General features: G+C 59.8%; 15 protein-coding genes. 1 reads left to right on the top strand and 14 read right to left on the bottom strand.

Annotated elements, in window-relative coordinates:
• Positions 1-6: 6 nt before the first annotated feature.
• From JFU48_RS27365 to JFU48_RS27340, 6 genes are all read right to left on the bottom strand, one after another.
• On the bottom strand, positions 7-2,457 hold the full coding sequence (locus JFU48_RS27365; RefSeq protein WP_201138269.1) for a heavy metal translocating P-type ATPase: 2,451 nt from the start codon (positions 2,455-2,457) through the stop codon (positions 7-9).
• A 135-nt stretch (positions 2,458-2,592) separates the two neighbouring features.
• Positions 2,593-3,132, bottom strand: coding sequence for a FixH family protein (locus JFU48_RS27360; RefSeq protein ID WP_201138268.1), 540 nt, complete (start codon positions 3,130-3,132; stop codon positions 2,593-2,595).
• A gap of 11 nt (positions 3,133-3,143) precedes the next feature.
• Entirely contained in the window at positions 3,144-4,559 is a 1,416-nt protein-coding gene (gene ccoG / locus JFU48_RS27355; protein ID WP_003223360.1) for a cytochrome c oxidase accessory protein CcoG, read from the bottom strand.
• 222 nt (positions 4,560-4,781) lie between these two features.
• A complete protein-coding gene (locus JFU48_RS27350; RefSeq protein WP_003223364.1) occupies positions 4,782-5,192 on the bottom strand; it encodes a type II toxin-antitoxin system VapC family toxin in 411 nt (136 codons plus the stop codon).
• Positions 5,192-5,446: a type II toxin-antitoxin system Phd/YefM family antitoxin gene (locus tag JFU48_RS27345; protein WP_177434682.1), complete on the bottom strand. Its 255-nt coding sequence runs from the start codon at positions 5,444-5,446 to the stop codon at positions 5,192-5,194. Before JFU48_RS27345 ends, JFU48_RS27350 begins: the two co-directional genes overlap by 1 nt.
• A 174-nt stretch (positions 5,447-5,620) precedes the next feature.
• Positions 5,621-5,821 (bottom strand): hypothetical protein, encoded by a 201-nt coding sequence (locus tag JFU48_RS27340; protein WP_103485061.1) that lies wholly within the window; start codon positions 5,819-5,821, stop codon positions 5,621-5,623.
• A gap of 252 nt (positions 5,822-6,073) precedes the next feature.
• On the opposite strand from JFU48_RS27340, the gene JFU48_RS27335 reads away from it, so the two are divergent.
• Positions 6,074-7,078: a metallophosphoesterase family protein gene (locus JFU48_RS27335; RefSeq protein WP_003223370.1), complete on the top strand. Its 1,005-nt coding sequence runs from the start codon at positions 6,074-6,076 to the stop codon at positions 7,076-7,078.
• 55 nt (positions 7,079-7,133) lie between these two features.
• Here the strand turns inward: JFU48_RS27335 and ccoP (JFU48_RS27330) are convergent, their stop codons facing one another.
• From ccoP (JFU48_RS27330) to ccoN (JFU48_RS27295), 8 genes are all read right to left on the bottom strand, one after another.
• A complete protein-coding gene (gene ccoP, locus JFU48_RS27330; RefSeq protein WP_003223372.1) occupies positions 7,134-8,117 on the bottom strand; it encodes a cytochrome-c oxidase, cbb3-type subunit III in 984 nt (327 codons plus the stop codon).
• Positions 8,114-8,299 carry a CcoQ/FixQ family Cbb3-type cytochrome c oxidase assembly chaperone gene (locus JFU48_RS27325; protein WP_003175465.1) on the bottom strand — a complete coding sequence of 62 codons (186 nt, stop codon included), beginning with the start codon at positions 8,297-8,299 and terminating at the stop codon, positions 8,114-8,116. The genes ccoP (JFU48_RS27330) and JFU48_RS27325 overlap by 4 nt, the downstream gene beginning before the upstream one ends.
• Before the next feature lie 6 nt (positions 8,300-8,305).
• Positions 8,306-8,914: a cytochrome-c oxidase, cbb3-type subunit II gene (gene ccoO / locus JFU48_RS27320; protein WP_003223378.1), complete on the bottom strand. Its 609-nt coding sequence runs from the start codon at positions 8,912-8,914 to the stop codon at positions 8,306-8,308.
• The gene (ccoN, locus tag JFU48_RS27315) at positions 8,914-10,356 is read right to left on the bottom strand and encodes a cytochrome-c oxidase, cbb3-type subunit I (protein ID WP_003223381.1); all 1,443 of its coding nucleotides are present in this window, start codon (positions 10,354-10,356) and stop codon (positions 8,914-8,916) included. The genes ccoO (JFU48_RS27320) and ccoN (JFU48_RS27315) overlap by 1 nt, the downstream gene beginning before the upstream one ends.
• 481 nt (positions 10,357-10,837) lie before the next feature.
• Entirely contained in the window at positions 10,838-11,791 is a 954-nt protein-coding gene (ccoP, locus tag JFU48_RS27310) for a cytochrome-c oxidase, cbb3-type subunit III (protein WP_003223384.1), read from the bottom strand.
• Positions 11,788-11,985 (bottom strand): cbb3-type cytochrome oxidase subunit 3, encoded by a 198-nt coding sequence (locus JFU48_RS27305; RefSeq protein WP_095138674.1) that lies wholly within the window; start codon positions 11,983-11,985, stop codon positions 11,788-11,790. The genes ccoP (JFU48_RS27310) and JFU48_RS27305 overlap by 4 nt, the downstream gene beginning before the upstream one ends.
• Positions 11,986-11,990: 5 nt before the next feature.
• The gene (ccoO, locus tag JFU48_RS27300; RefSeq protein ID WP_003223389.1) at positions 11,991-12,599 is read right to left on the bottom strand and encodes a cytochrome-c oxidase, cbb3-type subunit II; all 609 of its coding nucleotides are present in this window, start codon (positions 12,597-12,599) and stop codon (positions 11,991-11,993) included.
• Between the two features lie 10 nt (positions 12,600-12,609).
• The gene (gene ccoN / locus JFU48_RS27295; protein WP_201138267.1) at positions 12,610-14,034 is read right to left on the bottom strand and encodes a cytochrome-c oxidase, cbb3-type subunit I; all 1,425 of its coding nucleotides are present in this window, start codon (positions 14,032-14,034) and stop codon (positions 12,610-12,612) included.
• Positions 14,035-14,060: the final 26 nt, after the last annotated feature.

Genomic DNA, 14,060 nt, shown 5'->3' with positions numbered 1-14,060 from the left:
TGCGGCTCAGGCCGGCAACGGGCGGGTTTCTGAACGGGTGCCGGCAACTGGCGCGCTCGGCAGGCGAGTCAGGCGCAGGGCGTTGAGCACCACGGTCAACGAACTGATCGACATGCCGACAGCGGCCCACACCGGAGTGATCCAGCCGAGGGCGGCGAACGGCAACATGAGGCCATTGTACAGCGCCGCCCACAGCAGGTTCTCGATGATTACCCGACGGGTTCTGCGCGCTAGCGTGAAGGCTTGCACCAGCGCGTCGAGACGGTTGGACAGCAGCACCGCGTCGGCACTGGTTTTCGCCAGATCCGTGGCCGAACCCATGGCCACGCTGATGTCGGCAGCGGCCAGCACCGGTACGTCGTTCACGCCATCGCCGAGCATCAACACCTTGCGTCCTTCTTGATGCAACTGTTGCAGCACCTGCAATTTGTCGTCCGGGCGCAGACCGCCACGGGCCTCGTCGATACCCAGTTCCGCGGCGACGCTGGCGACCATCGGCGAGCTGTCGCCGGACAGCAGCAATGTGCGCCAGCCACGGGCCTTGCACGCGGCGAGCAGGGCGGGTGCGTCGTCGCGCAGGCGGTCGTCGAGAACGAACCATGCCAGCGGCCCTTGATCGTCTCCAAGCAGCAGCCATTGGCCCGGTTCATCCGGCATCGCCGGCACAGGTGCGCCGCTGAGGGCGCAGACAAATTCTGCCTGACCGATGCGCAAGCGCTGTGCGTCGATCAATCCTTCCAGCCCAAGCCCCGGCGTGCTGTGCACTTCCTCGGCGGCCAGTGGCGCACGCCCGAAGGCGCGGGCTATCGGGTGTTCCGAACGGTTTTCCAGAGCGGCGGCCAGGCTCAGGCACTGGTCGCTGTTCAACGTGCCCAGTGGGCGAATCGAACGCAAAACCAGTCGCCCTTCGGTGAGGGTGCCGGTCTTGTCGAAGATCACCGTGTCGATCTGGTTGAGGCCTTCCAGCACGTGGCCGCGCGTCAGCAACAGGCCGAGTTTGTGCAGGGTGCCAGTGGCAGCGGTCAACGCCGTCGGGGTCGCCAGCGATAGCGCGCAAGGGCAGGTCGCGACCAGCATCGCCAGGACGATCCAGAACGCCCGTGACGAGTCCAGCTGCCACCACAACAGGCCGATGGCCGCCGCTGCAATCAGCGACAACAGCAGGAACCATTGCGCGGCACGGTCGGCGATTTCCGCCAGCCGCGGTTTCTCGGCCTGGGCGCGATCAAGCAGGCGGACGATGGCCGACAGGCGTGTGTCCTGACCCAGCGCCAGCACCTCGACGGTCAACGCGCCTTCGACGTTCAGCGTACCGGCGGTGACCGCATCGCCGAGGGTGCGCGGTTGTGGCAGGTACTCACCGGTCAGCAGCGATTCGTCGATGCTCGACTGGCCGTCGAGGATCTTGCCATCCGCCGGCAGGATCGAACCCGGTTGCACCAGCACCCGGTCACCCAGGCGCAATTCGCTGAGCAGAATGCGTTCGCTCTGGCCATTGGCGTCGAGGCGCAGGCACGAGGCTGGCAGCAGGTTCACAAGCTGCGCGGTGGCAGCGGCGGTGCGCTCGCGGGCGCGACGCTCCAGATAGCGCCCGGCGAGGAGAAACAGCGCGAACATCCCGACCGCATCGAAGTACAGCTCGCCGACCCCGGTGATCGAGGTCCAGATCCCGGCGATGTAGGCACTGCCGATCGCCAGCGACACCGAGACGTCCATGGTCAGATGCCGGGTGCGCAAATCGCGCATGGCGCCCTTGAAGAACGGCGCGCAGCTGTAGAACACGATCGGCGTGGTGAGGAACAGCGCGACCCAGCGCAGGATCGTGTGCAGTTCGGGGCTGAGGTCGATGTTGAATTCCGGCCAGGTCGCCATGGTCGCCATCATTGCCTGGAACCACAGCAATCCGGCGACGCCGAGTTGGCGCAGCGCCAGACGGTTTTCGCTGGCCAGTTGTTCGCTGGCGCGGTCGGCCTGATACGGGTGGGCGGCGTAACCGATGTGGCGCAGTTCGGCGAGGATCTGGCTCAGTGGCAATTGCGCATCCGCCCATTGCACATGCAGGCGATGGTTCGACAGATTGAGCCGCGCCTCGGCCACGGCCGGCAGAGTGCGCAGGTGTTTCTCGATCAGCCAGCCGCAGGCGGCGCAACTGATGCCTTCCATCAACAGGGTGGTTTCGGCGAGTTCGCCCTCATGACGGACGAAAGGTTTTTGCACGTCGGCGCGGTCGTACAGCGCCAGTTCATCGGTCAATTGCACCGGCAGTGCTTCGGGGTTGGCCGAAGCTTCGCTGCGATGCTGGTAATAGCTTTCCAGACCACCGGCGACGATGGCTTCGGCCACAGCCTGACAGCCGGGGCAGCAGAACTCGCGGGACTCCCCGAGCACGACGGCGGTGAAGCGGCTGCCCGACGGGACGGGCAGAGCGCAGTGGTAGCAGGGGAGTGGGGTGGTCATCAAATTTTCACTAGTACCGCTGAATCAACACCATCCCTGTAGGAGCTGCCGAAGGCTGCGATCTTTTGATCTTGCTTCTAAAAAACAAAGTCAAAAGATCGCAGCCTGCGGCAGCTCCTACACAGGATTATCGGTTTACTTCTTCAGGTCTTCGGCGCCCTGCAGCGGTTCGTCACCGAGCAGCAGATCCTTGTCATGGCTGACCTGTTCCTCTTCAAACATGCGCCACACGTGGTCGTCCTGAGTGCCCAGCAATTCGACAAAACGCCGGCCATCGACCTTGTCGCCCAACTGACCGATGTAACGGCCGGTTTCGGTTTCGCTGCGGGTCAGGACGATCTTGCGATCCTTCTCCGGCTGGGTCGGCGAGATCAGGTTCAGTTCCAGGGTTTTCGGCTGGCTGTCACCGCTCAGGCGCAGATCGACTTCGCCAGTGACGTCATCCAGATGCACGTTGGCGCGCATTTTCAGATTCTGCGCCAGCAGTTCGCGATCCAGTGAACGATTGATGCCTTTGCCGGCCTCGTAGTAGTTGTCGTTGACCAGGTTGTCCGGGTTGTTCACCGCAATGGTCACCATCGACAGGGTCAAGGTCACCGAACAGGTCAGGATCCCGATGATGATCCATGGCCAAAGGTGCTTGTACCAAGGGCTTGCGGCGTTTGCTGCGGGCATGTTCAGTTCTCTCAACGGGTTTGTGGGCCGATGAATCGGCTCTTGGCTTCAACGTGGACGCTATCATCGTCGGCATCCTTGAGGATGAATTTCACCTCGTTGGTACTCGACGGCAATTGTTCCGGTGCGCTCGACAGCTCCACCGGCATGCTGAAGATTTCGCCGGCCGGCACCTTGATCTCGCGTTTGCCTTGCAGGCGCAGATCCGGCAGACCGGCGGCCTCCAGCACGTAGGTGTGGTCGCGCTGATCCTTGTTCATGATCTTCAGGCTGTAGACGTTTTCGATCCGGCCTTCGGCGTTTTCGCGGTACAGCACGCGGTCCTTGCTGACGTCGAACCCGACCAGTGAGCGCATGAAGAACGCGGTGACCAAAAGACTGATCATCGCCAGCAGCACTACCGCATAGCCGATCAGGCGTGGCCGCAGTTTATGGGTTTTCTGTCCGGAGAGGTTGTGTTCGGTGGTGTAGCTGATGAGGCCGCGCGGGTAGTCCATCTTGTCCATGATGGCGTCGCAGGCGTCGATGCACGCGGCGCAACCGATGCACTCGATCTGCAGACCGTCACGAATGTCGATGCCGGTCGGGCACACCTGAACGCACATGGTGCAATCGATGCAATCGCCCAGCCCCAGGGCCTTGTAGTCGACACCTTTCTTGCGCGGGCCACGGCTTTCGCCGCGACGCGGATCGTAGGAAACGATCAGCGTGTCCTTGTCGAACATCACGCTCTGGAAGCGTGCGTACGGGCACATGTAGATACACACCTGTTCACGCAGCCAGCCGGCATTGCCGTAGGTGGCGAGGGTGAAGAACCCGACCCAGAAATACGACCAGCCATCGGCCTGGCCGGTGAAGAACTCGAACACCAGTTCGCGGATCGGCGAGAAGTAGCCGACGAAGGTCATGCCGGTGACGAAACCGATCAGCAGCCAAAGCGAATGCTTGGCGAGTTTGCGCAAAAACTTGTTGCCGCTCATCGGCGCTTTATCGAGCTTGATGCGCTGGTTGCGGTCGCCTTCGGTGACCTTCTCGCACCACATGAATATCCATGTCCACACGCTTTGCGGGCAGGTATAGCCGCACCAGACGCGGCCTGCGTAGACGGTGATAAAGAACAGGCCGAACGCCGCGATGATCAGCAGGCCGGACAGCAGGATGAAATCCTGCGGCCAGAAGGTCGCACCAAAGATGAAGAATTTACGCTCCGGCAGGTTCCACCACACCGCCTGATGCCCGCCCCAGTTCAGCCACACCGTACCGAAATACAGCAGGAACAGCGCGGCGCCGCCCACCATCCGCAGATTGCGGAACAGGCCGGTGAAGGCACGGGTGTAGATTTTTTCTCGGGAGGCGTAAAGATCGACGCTGTTGTTCGCGTTTTTGCTCGGTGGTGTGACGTCGTGTACCGGAATCTGGTTGCTCATCATTGCATCCCACGGCAGTGGAAAAATGCCTCGGTCGATACGTGCCGACCGCGGTCAGAAAGGGGTGTTGCAGTGGCGCAATGATACGCCTGTCGCTCTGGCTCAAGGGTGCGACCTTTGGTCGCGTTGGGAAAAAAGCGTTATTGGTGTAGCGAATGCAGCAAAGCCTGATGCAGATCAATTGACTTGATGAGTATGGACAGTTTTCGCGCTGTCGCTCGCTCATTGTTCCCACGGATTGATCAGAGCGACACCGCTCGACTGGAAATCGCCGACGTTACGAGTGACGACCGTGAGCCCGTGCACCAGGGCAGTGGCGGCGATCAATGCATCGCTTTCATTGGTCTGGTCGGGCACATGCAGGCTGGCGCAGCGTAGTGCAACCGCAGCATCGACCGGCAGGATTCGTGCTTCGAAGGCCGGCATGACGTGACGCGTCAGCCAGCTGCGCAACAGCTTTCCTTGAGCAGGATCACGCCGTTCCATTCGTAGTACCCCGGTTTCCAGTTCTTTCAAGGTAATGGCCGAGATGTACAGGCGCGGTGCGATGACGCTTTTGGCCCAACTGACGACATTGGCATCGGCTTGCGGCTTGCGAAGTTCGGAAATCACATTGGTGTCGAGTAAATACATCAGGAAAGATCCACAGGACGATGAATGATGACTGCGCGCTCGGTTTCGAAATCGATGTCGGCAGCCTCCGGCATGACCAGCAAGTCGACAATGCTGGCGTGTGCACCGCTCAGTTTCTGAAATTCCTCAATGCTCAACAGTACGTGAGAGGCCTTGCCACGGTCGGTGATGATCACTGGACCCAGACGTGCAGCCTTTTTGGCGCCGCTGGTGTCCTGATTGAATTCACGGCTTGAGATGGTGGTGATTGCCATCATGGTAGACCTCTCGCAATACAGGTGTAGCAACGTTACTACTTCGCCTTCGGTGCGGCAATCGAGGAGGACCGGGCTCAGCCGTCCGTTGGTCGGTCCCTGGCTGGCGTCAGTCGAGCCGGCCTCGCCAAAGGTGGAGACCGGCTCGGGTTTATTCAGACCTGGCTTCAAGACTCAGGGAAGCCTGCCGCCGCCCAGACTGTCGAGGCTGCCGGTATTTCTGTGGGGTTTTGTGGTGTGGCGGGATTCGGGTTGCAACGGATTGCCCAGTGTCACGGCAATCGATTCCGCGGGGTGATCTGATGCTTCGATTGCGTGATTGTTATCAGCGAGGTTCTGATCATCCGAGAGACGGTTCTTGTCGTCATTCAACATAGTGGCTTCATCCTTGAAGTTGCTCCGATGCGGATCATCGGGCTGTGGAAGACCCTACAGAGCATTGTTGATCGAGTCCATCAGGCATGTGTCTCAAAGTATTAATCTCAATGACTTTACCGATGTTGCGGAAATATCATTAGTTAATTGAAGGCTTTTAATTTTTTATTGTTTTCGAATAGCTTTGCGGCTGTTCTGCAACGTATTAGTTGCAGGTTCATGTTTTGATGGTTAACTAAATATTGGAGTGTTATGAGAATCAAGGAAGTTAAAAAGCTTTTCGCGTGTCTGTGCCTGTTGTCACTGACTTCTTTGGCCAGTGCCAACGAAAGTGCGCCGCAACACATGGTATTCGCCTCGGATCCGCAATACCCGTGGACGGAAAAATCGGACAGTGGTGAAGATGAATCGAGCGCGGATTTCGAAAAGCGCGCGAAATGGTTGGTGGAAACCCAGTTCGCGAGTATTGCCCAGTTCCGCAACGAAATGGGCGGGCAGGCTGCAGTACCATTGATGATCAATGGTGACATGACCGCGTTCGGCCATGGCTGGCAGCGTTCTTATGTCGGATCGATGCTGAAGAAATACTTTGGCGATCACGTGCTCTACGGATTGGGTAATCATGATTATCAGAACAATGTGAATGACTGTTTCAGTGAGAACTGCGCCGCGGGCAGTATTGTTGATTACCGTGATCATCATGTCGATAAAGTCGACCAGTTCGATCTGGAAGTGAGCGGCAGTTTTCTGAACAAGCACTATCTGGGTAGTCTGGCTTATTCAAAGAATATCGGTGAAGTGCATCTGGTGCAGTTGAACAATGAGCCGACTTATGCGGTGAAGATTTCTCACGCGTTGAATCCGACCACATTCGACATCAGGGCGTCGCTGGACTGGCTGGAGAATGATTTGCGAATAGCGCGAGCGCAGGGCTACGCGATCATTATCAACATGCACAAACCCTATGAATGGAAAGGCAGTTGGGATCAGCAGAAGCGCTTTCGTGAAATGATTGAAAAGTATCAGGTGACGGCGATGTTCGCCGGCCACTTCCACGACGAGGGTGGTAGCCAGACCTATATGGGGAGCGTGCCGATGTTTCTCAGCGGTTCAGCTTCTCAGCAGACGTACCTGACCGCCACTTTTTCCAAGGATCGCAAGCAATTGGAGGTAAGTCTGGTCGAGGACAATCAGTGGCGCAAACGTACACCGGTGGCCACCGTGCCGGTGAAGTCGATCTGGGCCAGTGCCCCATAAAAAATCCCCCGCCAGAGCACTGGCGGGGGATTCTTCATTACATCAAGCCCTGGCTTTACTGCGCCTCGGCTTCCGGCGCTTTTTCACCGTGGGACAGGCTGTAAACGTAAGCCGCCAGCAGGTGCACCTTGTCGTTGCCTTGCAGTTGTTCCTGCGCAGGCATCTGGCCCTGACGGCCGTAACGGATGGTCTGCTGCAGTTGCGCGAAGCTCGAACCGTAGATGAACGCGGCCGGGTGGGTCAGGTTAGGCGCGCCCATCGCCGGGGTGCCTTTGCCTTCGGGACCGTGGCAGGCCACGCAGTTGGCGGCGAAGAGTTTCTGGCCGTTGGCCGGGTCAGCCTTGGTGCCTTCCGGCAGTTTGCGGCCATCGAGCTGGGTCACCACGAAGGCTGCGACGTCGGCTACGCCTTGTTCGCCAATGACTTCGGCCCAGGCCGGCATCACTGCGTGACGACCGCCCATGATGGTGGTCTTGATGGTTTCCGGCTCGCCGCCCCAACGCCAGTCGGCGTCGGTCAGGTTCGGGAAGCCATAGGCGCCCTTGGCGTCGGAACCGTGGCAGACCGAGCAGTTGGAGGCGAACAGACGGCCACCCATCTTCAAGGCTTGTGGGTCCTTGGCGACTTCCTCGATCGGCATTGCCGCGAACTTGGCGAAGATCGGACCGAACTTGGCGTCCGAGCGGGCCATTTCCTTTTCCCATTCGTGCACGCCGGTCCAGCCGGTCTTGCCGTTGGCGAACGCGGTCTGCTTGTCGTTATCGAGGTAGTTGTAGCCCGGCAGCAGGCCTTTCCAGTTGCCCAGGCCCGGGTACAGCACCAGATAACCCAAGGCGAACACGATGGTGCCCACGAACAGCATGAACCACCATTTCGGCAGTGGGTTGTCGTACTCCTCGATCCCGTCGAAGGAGTGGCCGACCGTTTCGTCCGTCTGTTCGCTGCGCTGGCCCTTGCGGGTCGACAGCAGCAGCCAGGTCAGGGCGAAGATCGTACCGAGACTGAGGACTGTGACGTACAGACTCCAGAATGTAGTCATTCTTTGTTACTCCTAGAAGCTTGCTCGACGTGCTTGATGGCTTCGGGATCATCCGCAAAAGGCAGCAAGGTTGCGTCTTCAAACTCCGACTTGCGCTTGGGGCTGAACACCCACAACGCCAAACCGATGAAGGCCACCATCACGACAACGGTGCCCAGGCCTCGAATCATCCCGATATCCATTAAGAATCACCGTTTGCTTTTGATGATGGTGCCCAGGCCCTGAAGGTAGGCCACCAGCGCGTCCATTTCGGTTTTGCCCTTCACGGCATCTTTTGCACCGGCGATGTCTTCGTCGGTGTAAGGGACGCCGAGCGTGCGCAACACTTCCATTTTCTTGGCCGTGTCTTTGCCGTCGAGCTTGTTTTCCACGAGGAACGGGTAAGCCGGCATTTTCGACTCAGGCACCACGTTGCGCGGGTTGTACAGGTGCGCACGGTGCCAGTCATCGGAGTAACGACCGCCGACACGAGCCAGATCCGGGCCGGTACGCTTGGAACCCCACAGGAACGGATGGTCCCAGACGCTTTCACCGGCGACCGAGTAGTGGCCGTAGCGTTCGGTTTCAGCGCGGAACGGACGGATCATCTGCGAGTGGCAGCCGACACAACCGTTGGCGATGTAGACGTCGCGGCCTTCCAGTTCCAGCGCCGAGCGCGGCTTCATGCCTTCGACCGGCTTGTTGGTGACGTCCTGGAAGAACAGCGGAACAATCTGGGTCAGGCCGCCAATGCTGACGGCGATGACCATGAAGAAGGCCAGCAGGCCAATATTCTTCTCGACAGCTTCATGCTTCATCAGTGAGCTCCAACGACAGCGATCTGGGCAGCGGCTTCGGCTTCAGCCGGGTTCGAGGCGCGCACGGTGCGCCAGACGTTGTAAGCCATCAACAACATGCCGCTGGCGAAGAATGCACCGCCCAGGGCACGGACGATGTAGCCCGGGTGGCTGGCCTGCAGCGCTTCGACGAACGAGTAGGTGAGGGTGCCGTCATCGTTGATTGCACGCCACATCAGACCCTGAGTGATGCCGTTGACCCACATCGAAGCGATGTACAGCACGGTACCGATGGTCGCGAGCCAGAAGTGCGCGTTGATCAGGCCGACGCTGTGCATCTGCGCACGACCGAACAGTTTCGGGATCATGTGGTAGATCGCGCCGATCGAAATCATCGCCACCCAGCCCAAAGCGCCGGCGTGTACGTGGCCGATGGTCCAGTCGGTGTAGTGCGAGAGCGAGTTGACGGTCTTGATCGCCATCATCGGACCTTCGAAGGTCGACATGCCGTAGAACGCCAGCGACACCACGAGGAAGCGCAGGATCGGGTCGGTGCGCAGCTTATGCCAGGCGCCCGAGAGGGTCATCATGCCGTTGATCATGCCGCCCCAGCTTGGCGCCAGGAGGATGATCGACATCGCCATGCCCAGAGATTGTGCCCAATCCGGCAGTGCGGTGTAGTGCAGGTGGTGCGGGCCGGCCCAGATGTACAGGGTGATCAGCGCCCAGAAGTGCACGATCGACAGGCGATAGGAGTAGATCGGACGTTCGGCCTGTTTCGGCACGAAGTAGTACATCATCCCGAGGAAGCCGGTGGTCAGGAAGAAGCCCACGGCGTTGTGGCCGTACCACCACTGGATCATCGCGTCGGTCGCACCGGCATAGGCCGAGTAGGACTTGAAGAAGCTGACCGGCAGGGACGCGTGGTTGACGATGTGCAGCATCGCGGTCACGACGATGAACGCGCCGTAGAACCAGTTACCGACATAGATGTGCTTGGTCTTGCGCTTGGTGATGGTGCCGAAGAACACCAGCCCGTAGGAGACCCAGACAATGGCCAGCAGAATGGCGAGCGGCCATTCCAGCTCTGCATATTCCTTGGTGGTGGTGTAACCCAGCGGCAAGGTAATGATTGCGCCGACGATCACCGCTTGCCAGCCCCAGAAGGTGAAGGCGGCGAGGCTGTCGGAGATCAGTCGCGTCTGGCAGGTTCGCTGCACGACATAGTAGGAAGTGGCAAACAGTGCACAACCACCGAAGGCGAAAATCACCAGGTTTGTGTGCAACGGGCGCAGGCGTCCAAAGCTCGTCCACGGCAGACCGAAGTTCAACTCCGGCCAGACCAGTTGCGAGGCGATGAAGACACCGAGCCCCATGCCAAGGATCCCCCAGACCACCGTCATGATGGCGAACTGGCGGACTACCTTATAGTTATAAGCAGTCGGACTGATTGCTGTGCTCATTCTAAGGTTCCACGGTTTGGGTGTTTTATTAGGATTAAAATCGGCCGCAAGTATGCAGAGAGCAGGGGGTCATTGCAACGCGCCATGACCTGGGTCAATGCTTTCCAACGCTGATTCTGCGGCCTTTCCATACGCCGCGTAAGGACAAAATTGGCCTCGGACAAAATGTCGCAGCGGACGAAAAAAGCGAGGGGTTCAGGTCAGTTGTAACGGGGTGTGTTCGAACGCGCTGATCGGGTGACGGACGGTCATCGACGCGACAGCCGGTATCTACCGGGCTTTGCGCCCTGTCAGTCAGGCGATTTGTCGAACACATCGCTCAAGGTCGACCTGGAACCGGCACGGGCCAGTCCGCATCGAGCAAGCGTAGACCCGAATCGGTGGATTCGAAAGGAGAGGGTGTGAAGGGGTGCGACAATGCGTCGCAAAGGGGCGGGATGCTGCCGCACCGAGAACGGTGCGGCAGATATGTACGCAATGCTTATTGCTTGTTGTCTTCAGTAATCAGTTTTTCTGTATTCAATCCATGGCTCAGGCTGTACACATAAGCGGCGAGCAGTTGCACTTTATCGTTGCCCAACAGTTCGTTCTGTGCCGGCATGTGGCCTTGGCGACCGTGGCGGATGGTCTGCTCAAGCTGCGTCAGACTCGTGCCATAAATAAATCCGGCCGGGTGCGTCAGATTCGGCGCACCCATGGCTTCAGTGCCGTGGCCGGTTGCCCCATGACAGGCTACGCAGGTGGTGCTGAACGCTTGCTGTCCGGCTTGCAGGTCAGCCTTGCTGTCGGCGGGCAGTGGCAGGCCGGCCAGTTCGTGACGCACATACGCCGCGACGTTCTTCACCCCGGCTTCACCCAGCACGTCGCCCCAGGCTGGCATTGCCGCCATCCGGCCACCCATGATGGTGGTCTTGATAGTCTCGGCATCGCCGCCCCAGCGCCAATCGCTGTCGGCCAGGTTAGGGAAGCCGAAAGCGCCCTTGGCGTCGGAACCGTGACACACCGAGCAGTTGGAAGCGAACAGCCGGCCACCCATTTTCAGCGCCTGCGGATCCTTCGCCACTTCTTCCACCGGCATGGCGGCGAATTTGGCGAAGATCGGCCCGAATTTGGCGTCGGCCTTGCTCATTTCCTTTTCCCACTCGTGGACGCCGGTCCAGCCGTCCTCGTAGCCGGGCAGGATGCCTTTCCAGTTGCCCAGGCCCGGATACAGGATCAGATAGCCCACGGAGAACACCAGCGTGCCGGCGAACAGCATGAACCACCACTGCGGCAGCGGGTTGTCGTACTCCTCGATGCCGTCGAAGCTGTGGCCCATGGTCTGGTCGACGCTGCCCTTGGTCTCGCCCCGACGCGTGCCGATCAGCAGCCAGGTCAGGCCGATCAGGCTGCCGATGGTCAGTACGCAGATCCACGTACTCCAGAAGGTGGTCATGGCCGGGTACTCCTTGGTTCAGATACTGGTTGGGTGTCGGGTTGCGGCTCGTCGGCGAACGGCAGCAGGCGCGCTTCGGCAAACTCCGGGGTGCGCTTGCGGTTGAACACCCAGATCGTCAGGCCGACGAAGGCGACGAACACCACGACGGTGCCGAGGCCGCGAATCAGCCCTGCACTCATTTCAATGATCATCGTGCTCACCTCTTGCTCTTGATCGCAGTGCCGAGCACTTGCAGGTAGGAGACGAGGGCGTCCATTTCGGTCTTGCCCTTGAGGCTGGCGACCGCGCCGCTGATGTCGTCGTCGGTGTACGGCACGCCGAGGGTGCGCATGGTCTTGAGCTTGGTTTCGGTGTGGCTGCTGTCGACCGCTTGCGTCACCAGCCACGGGTAGGCCGGCATTTTCGACTCAGGCACGACGTTGCGCGGGTTGTACAAGTGCGCGCGGTGCCAGTCATCCGAGTAACGCGCGCCGACCCGCGCCAGGTCCGGCCCGGTACGCTTGGAACCCCACAGGAACGGGTGATCCCACACGCTCTCACCGGCCACCGAGTAGTGCCCGTAGCGTTCGGTTTCGGCGCGGAACGGCCGGATCATCTGCGAGTGGCAACCGACGCAGCCTTCGCGGATATAGATGTCGCGGCCTTCCAGTTGCAGCGCGGTGTAGGGCTTCATGCCTTCCACCGGTTTGTTGGTGACGTCCTGGAAAAACAGCGGGACGATCTGGGTCAGGCCGCCGATGCTCACGGCGAACACCATCAGCAGCATCAGCAGGCCGACGTTCTTTTCAATTGTTTCGTGTTTCATGGCGGACTCCTCAGGCCATCTGCGCGGCAGCAACGACGTCAGCAGGCTGCGAGGCCCGCACGGTGCGCCAGGTGTTGTAAGCCATCAGCAACATGCCGCTGAGGAAGATCGCCCCACCCACCAGACGCACGATGAAGCCTGGGTGGCTGGCCACCAGGGTTTCGACGAAGGAGTAAGTCAGCGTGCCGTCCTCGTTGACTGCGCGCCACATCAGGCCCTGGGCGATGCCGTTGACCCACATCGAGGCGATGTACAGCACGGTGCCGATGGTCGCGAGCCAGAAGTGCGCGTTGATCAGGCCGATGCTGTGCATCTGCTCTTTGCCGAAGACTTTCGGGATCATGTGGTACAGCGCGCCGATCGAGATCATCGCCACCCAGCCGAGCGCGCCGGCGTGTACGTGGCCGATGGTCCAGTCGGTGTAGTGGGAGAGCGCATTGACCGTTTTGATCGCCATCATCGGCCCTTCGAAGGTCGACATGCCGTAGAACGCCAGCGACACCACGAGGAAGCGCAGGATCGGGTCGCTGCGCAACTTATGCCACGCGCCCGAGAGAGTCATCATGCCGTTGATCATGCCGCCCCAGCTCGGTGCCAGCAGAATCAGCGACATCACCATGCCCAGCGACTGCGCCCAGTCCGGCAGCGCGGTGTAGTGCAGGTGGTGCGGGCCGGCCCAGATGTACAGGGTGATCAGCGCCCAGAAGTGCACGATCGACAGGCGATACGAATACACCGGACGTTCGGCCTGTTTCGGCACGAAGTAGTACATCATCCCGAGGAAACCGGCGGTGAGGAAAAAGCCTACGGCGTTGTGGCCGTACCACCATTGCACCATCGCGTCGGTCGCACCGGCGTACACCGAGTAGGACTTGGTGAAACTCACCGGCAACTCAAGGTTGTTGACGATGTGCAGAATCGCCACGGTGATGATGAACGCGCCGAAGAACCAGTTGCCGACGTAGATGTGCTTGGTCTTGCGCTGCATGATCGTGCCGAAGAACACGATGGCGTAGGCGACCCAGACGATGGTGATCAGGATGTCGATCGGCCATTCCAGCTCGGCGTATTCCTTGGAACTGGTGTAACCCAGTGGCAGGCTGATCGCTGCCAATAGAATCACAAGCTGCCAGCCCCAGAAGCAGAACGCGGCGATTTTCGGCGCGAACAATTGCGTCTGGCAGGTGCGTTGCACCGAGTAGAACGAACTGGCGAACAGCGCACAGCCGCCGAAGGCGAAGATCACCGCGTTGGTGTGCAGCGGGCGCAGACGGCCGAAACTGGTCCAGGGCAAATTGAAGTTGAGTTCGGGCCAGACCAATTGGGCCGCGAGAAAAACCCCGAGCCCCATGCCGACGATGCCCCATACCACCGTCATAATGGCGAATTGGCGGACCACCTTGTAGTTGTAGGCGGTACTGATAGAAGTGTTCATGGTTCCCCATCCACGGTTCAGCCGAA

This window comes from Pseudomonas sp. TH49 (assembly GCF_016650625.1).
In the GTDB taxonomy this organism is placed as follows: domain Bacteria; phylum Pseudomonadota; class Gammaproteobacteria; order Pseudomonadales; family Pseudomonadaceae; genus Aquipseudomonas; species Aquipseudomonas fluorescens_H.
The sequence above is the reverse complement of the archived record's forward strand: the minus strand, read 5'-3'. Positions and strand labels throughout refer to the sequence as shown.

What these genes read in the sequence shown, in the direction of transcription:
- ccoN (WP_201138267.1), bottom strand. Translation starts at nt 14,034, where the DNA reads ATGAACACTTCTATCAGTACCGCCTACAACTACAAGGTGGTCCGCCAA.
- JFU48_RS27360 (WP_201138268.1), bottom strand. Translation starts at nt 3,132, where the DNA reads ATGCCCGCAGCAAACGCCGCAAGCCCTTGGTACAAGCACCTTTGGCCA.
- JFU48_RS27305 (WP_095138674.1), bottom strand. Translation starts at nt 11,985, where the DNA reads ATGATCATTGAAATGAGTGCAGGGCTGATTCGCGGCCTCGGCACCGTC.
- JFU48_RS27340 (WP_103485061.1), bottom strand. Translation starts at nt 5,821, where the DNA reads ATGTTGAATGACGACAAGAACCGTCTCTCGGATGATCAGAACCTCGCT.
- JFU48_RS27335 (WP_003223370.1), top strand. Translation starts at nt 6,074, where the DNA reads ATGAGAATCAAGGAAGTTAAAAAGCTTTTCGCGTGTCTGTGCCTGTTG.
- ccoO (WP_003223378.1), bottom strand. Translation starts at nt 8,914, where the DNA reads ATGAAGCATGAAGCTGTCGAGAAGAATATTGGCCTGCTGGCCTTCTTC.
- JFU48_RS27325 (WP_003175465.1), bottom strand. Translation starts at nt 8,299, where the DNA reads ATGGATATCGGGATGATTCGAGGCCTGGGCACCGTTGTCGTGATGGTG.
- JFU48_RS27350 (WP_003223364.1), bottom strand. Translation starts at nt 5,192, where the DNA reads ATGTATTTACTCGACACCAATGTGATTTCCGAACTTCGCAAGCCGCAA.
- ccoG (WP_003223360.1), bottom strand. Translation starts at nt 4,559, where the DNA reads ATGAGCAACCAGATTCCGGTACACGACGTCACACCACCGAGCAAAAAC.
- ccoN (WP_003223381.1), bottom strand. Translation starts at nt 10,356, where the DNA reads ATGAGCACAGCAATCAGTCCGACTGCTTATAACTATAAGGTAGTCCGC.
- JFU48_RS27365 (WP_201138269.1), bottom strand. Translation starts at nt 2,457, where the DNA reads ATGACCACCCCACTCCCCTGCTACCACTGCGCTCTGCCCGTCCCGTCG.
- ccoO (WP_003223389.1), bottom strand. Translation starts at nt 12,599, where the DNA reads ATGAAACACGAAACAATTGAAAAGAACGTCGGCCTGCTGATGCTGCTG.
- ccoP (WP_003223384.1), bottom strand. Translation starts at nt 11,791, where the DNA reads ATGACCACCTTCTGGAGTACGTGGATCTGCGTACTGACCATCGGCAGC.
- JFU48_RS27345 (WP_177434682.1), bottom strand. Translation starts at nt 5,446, where the DNA reads ATGGCAATCACCACCATCTCAAGCCGTGAATTCAATCAGGACACCAGC.
- ccoP (WP_003223372.1), bottom strand. Translation starts at nt 8,117, where the DNA reads ATGACTACATTCTGGAGTCTGTACGTCACAGTCCTCAGTCTCGGTACG.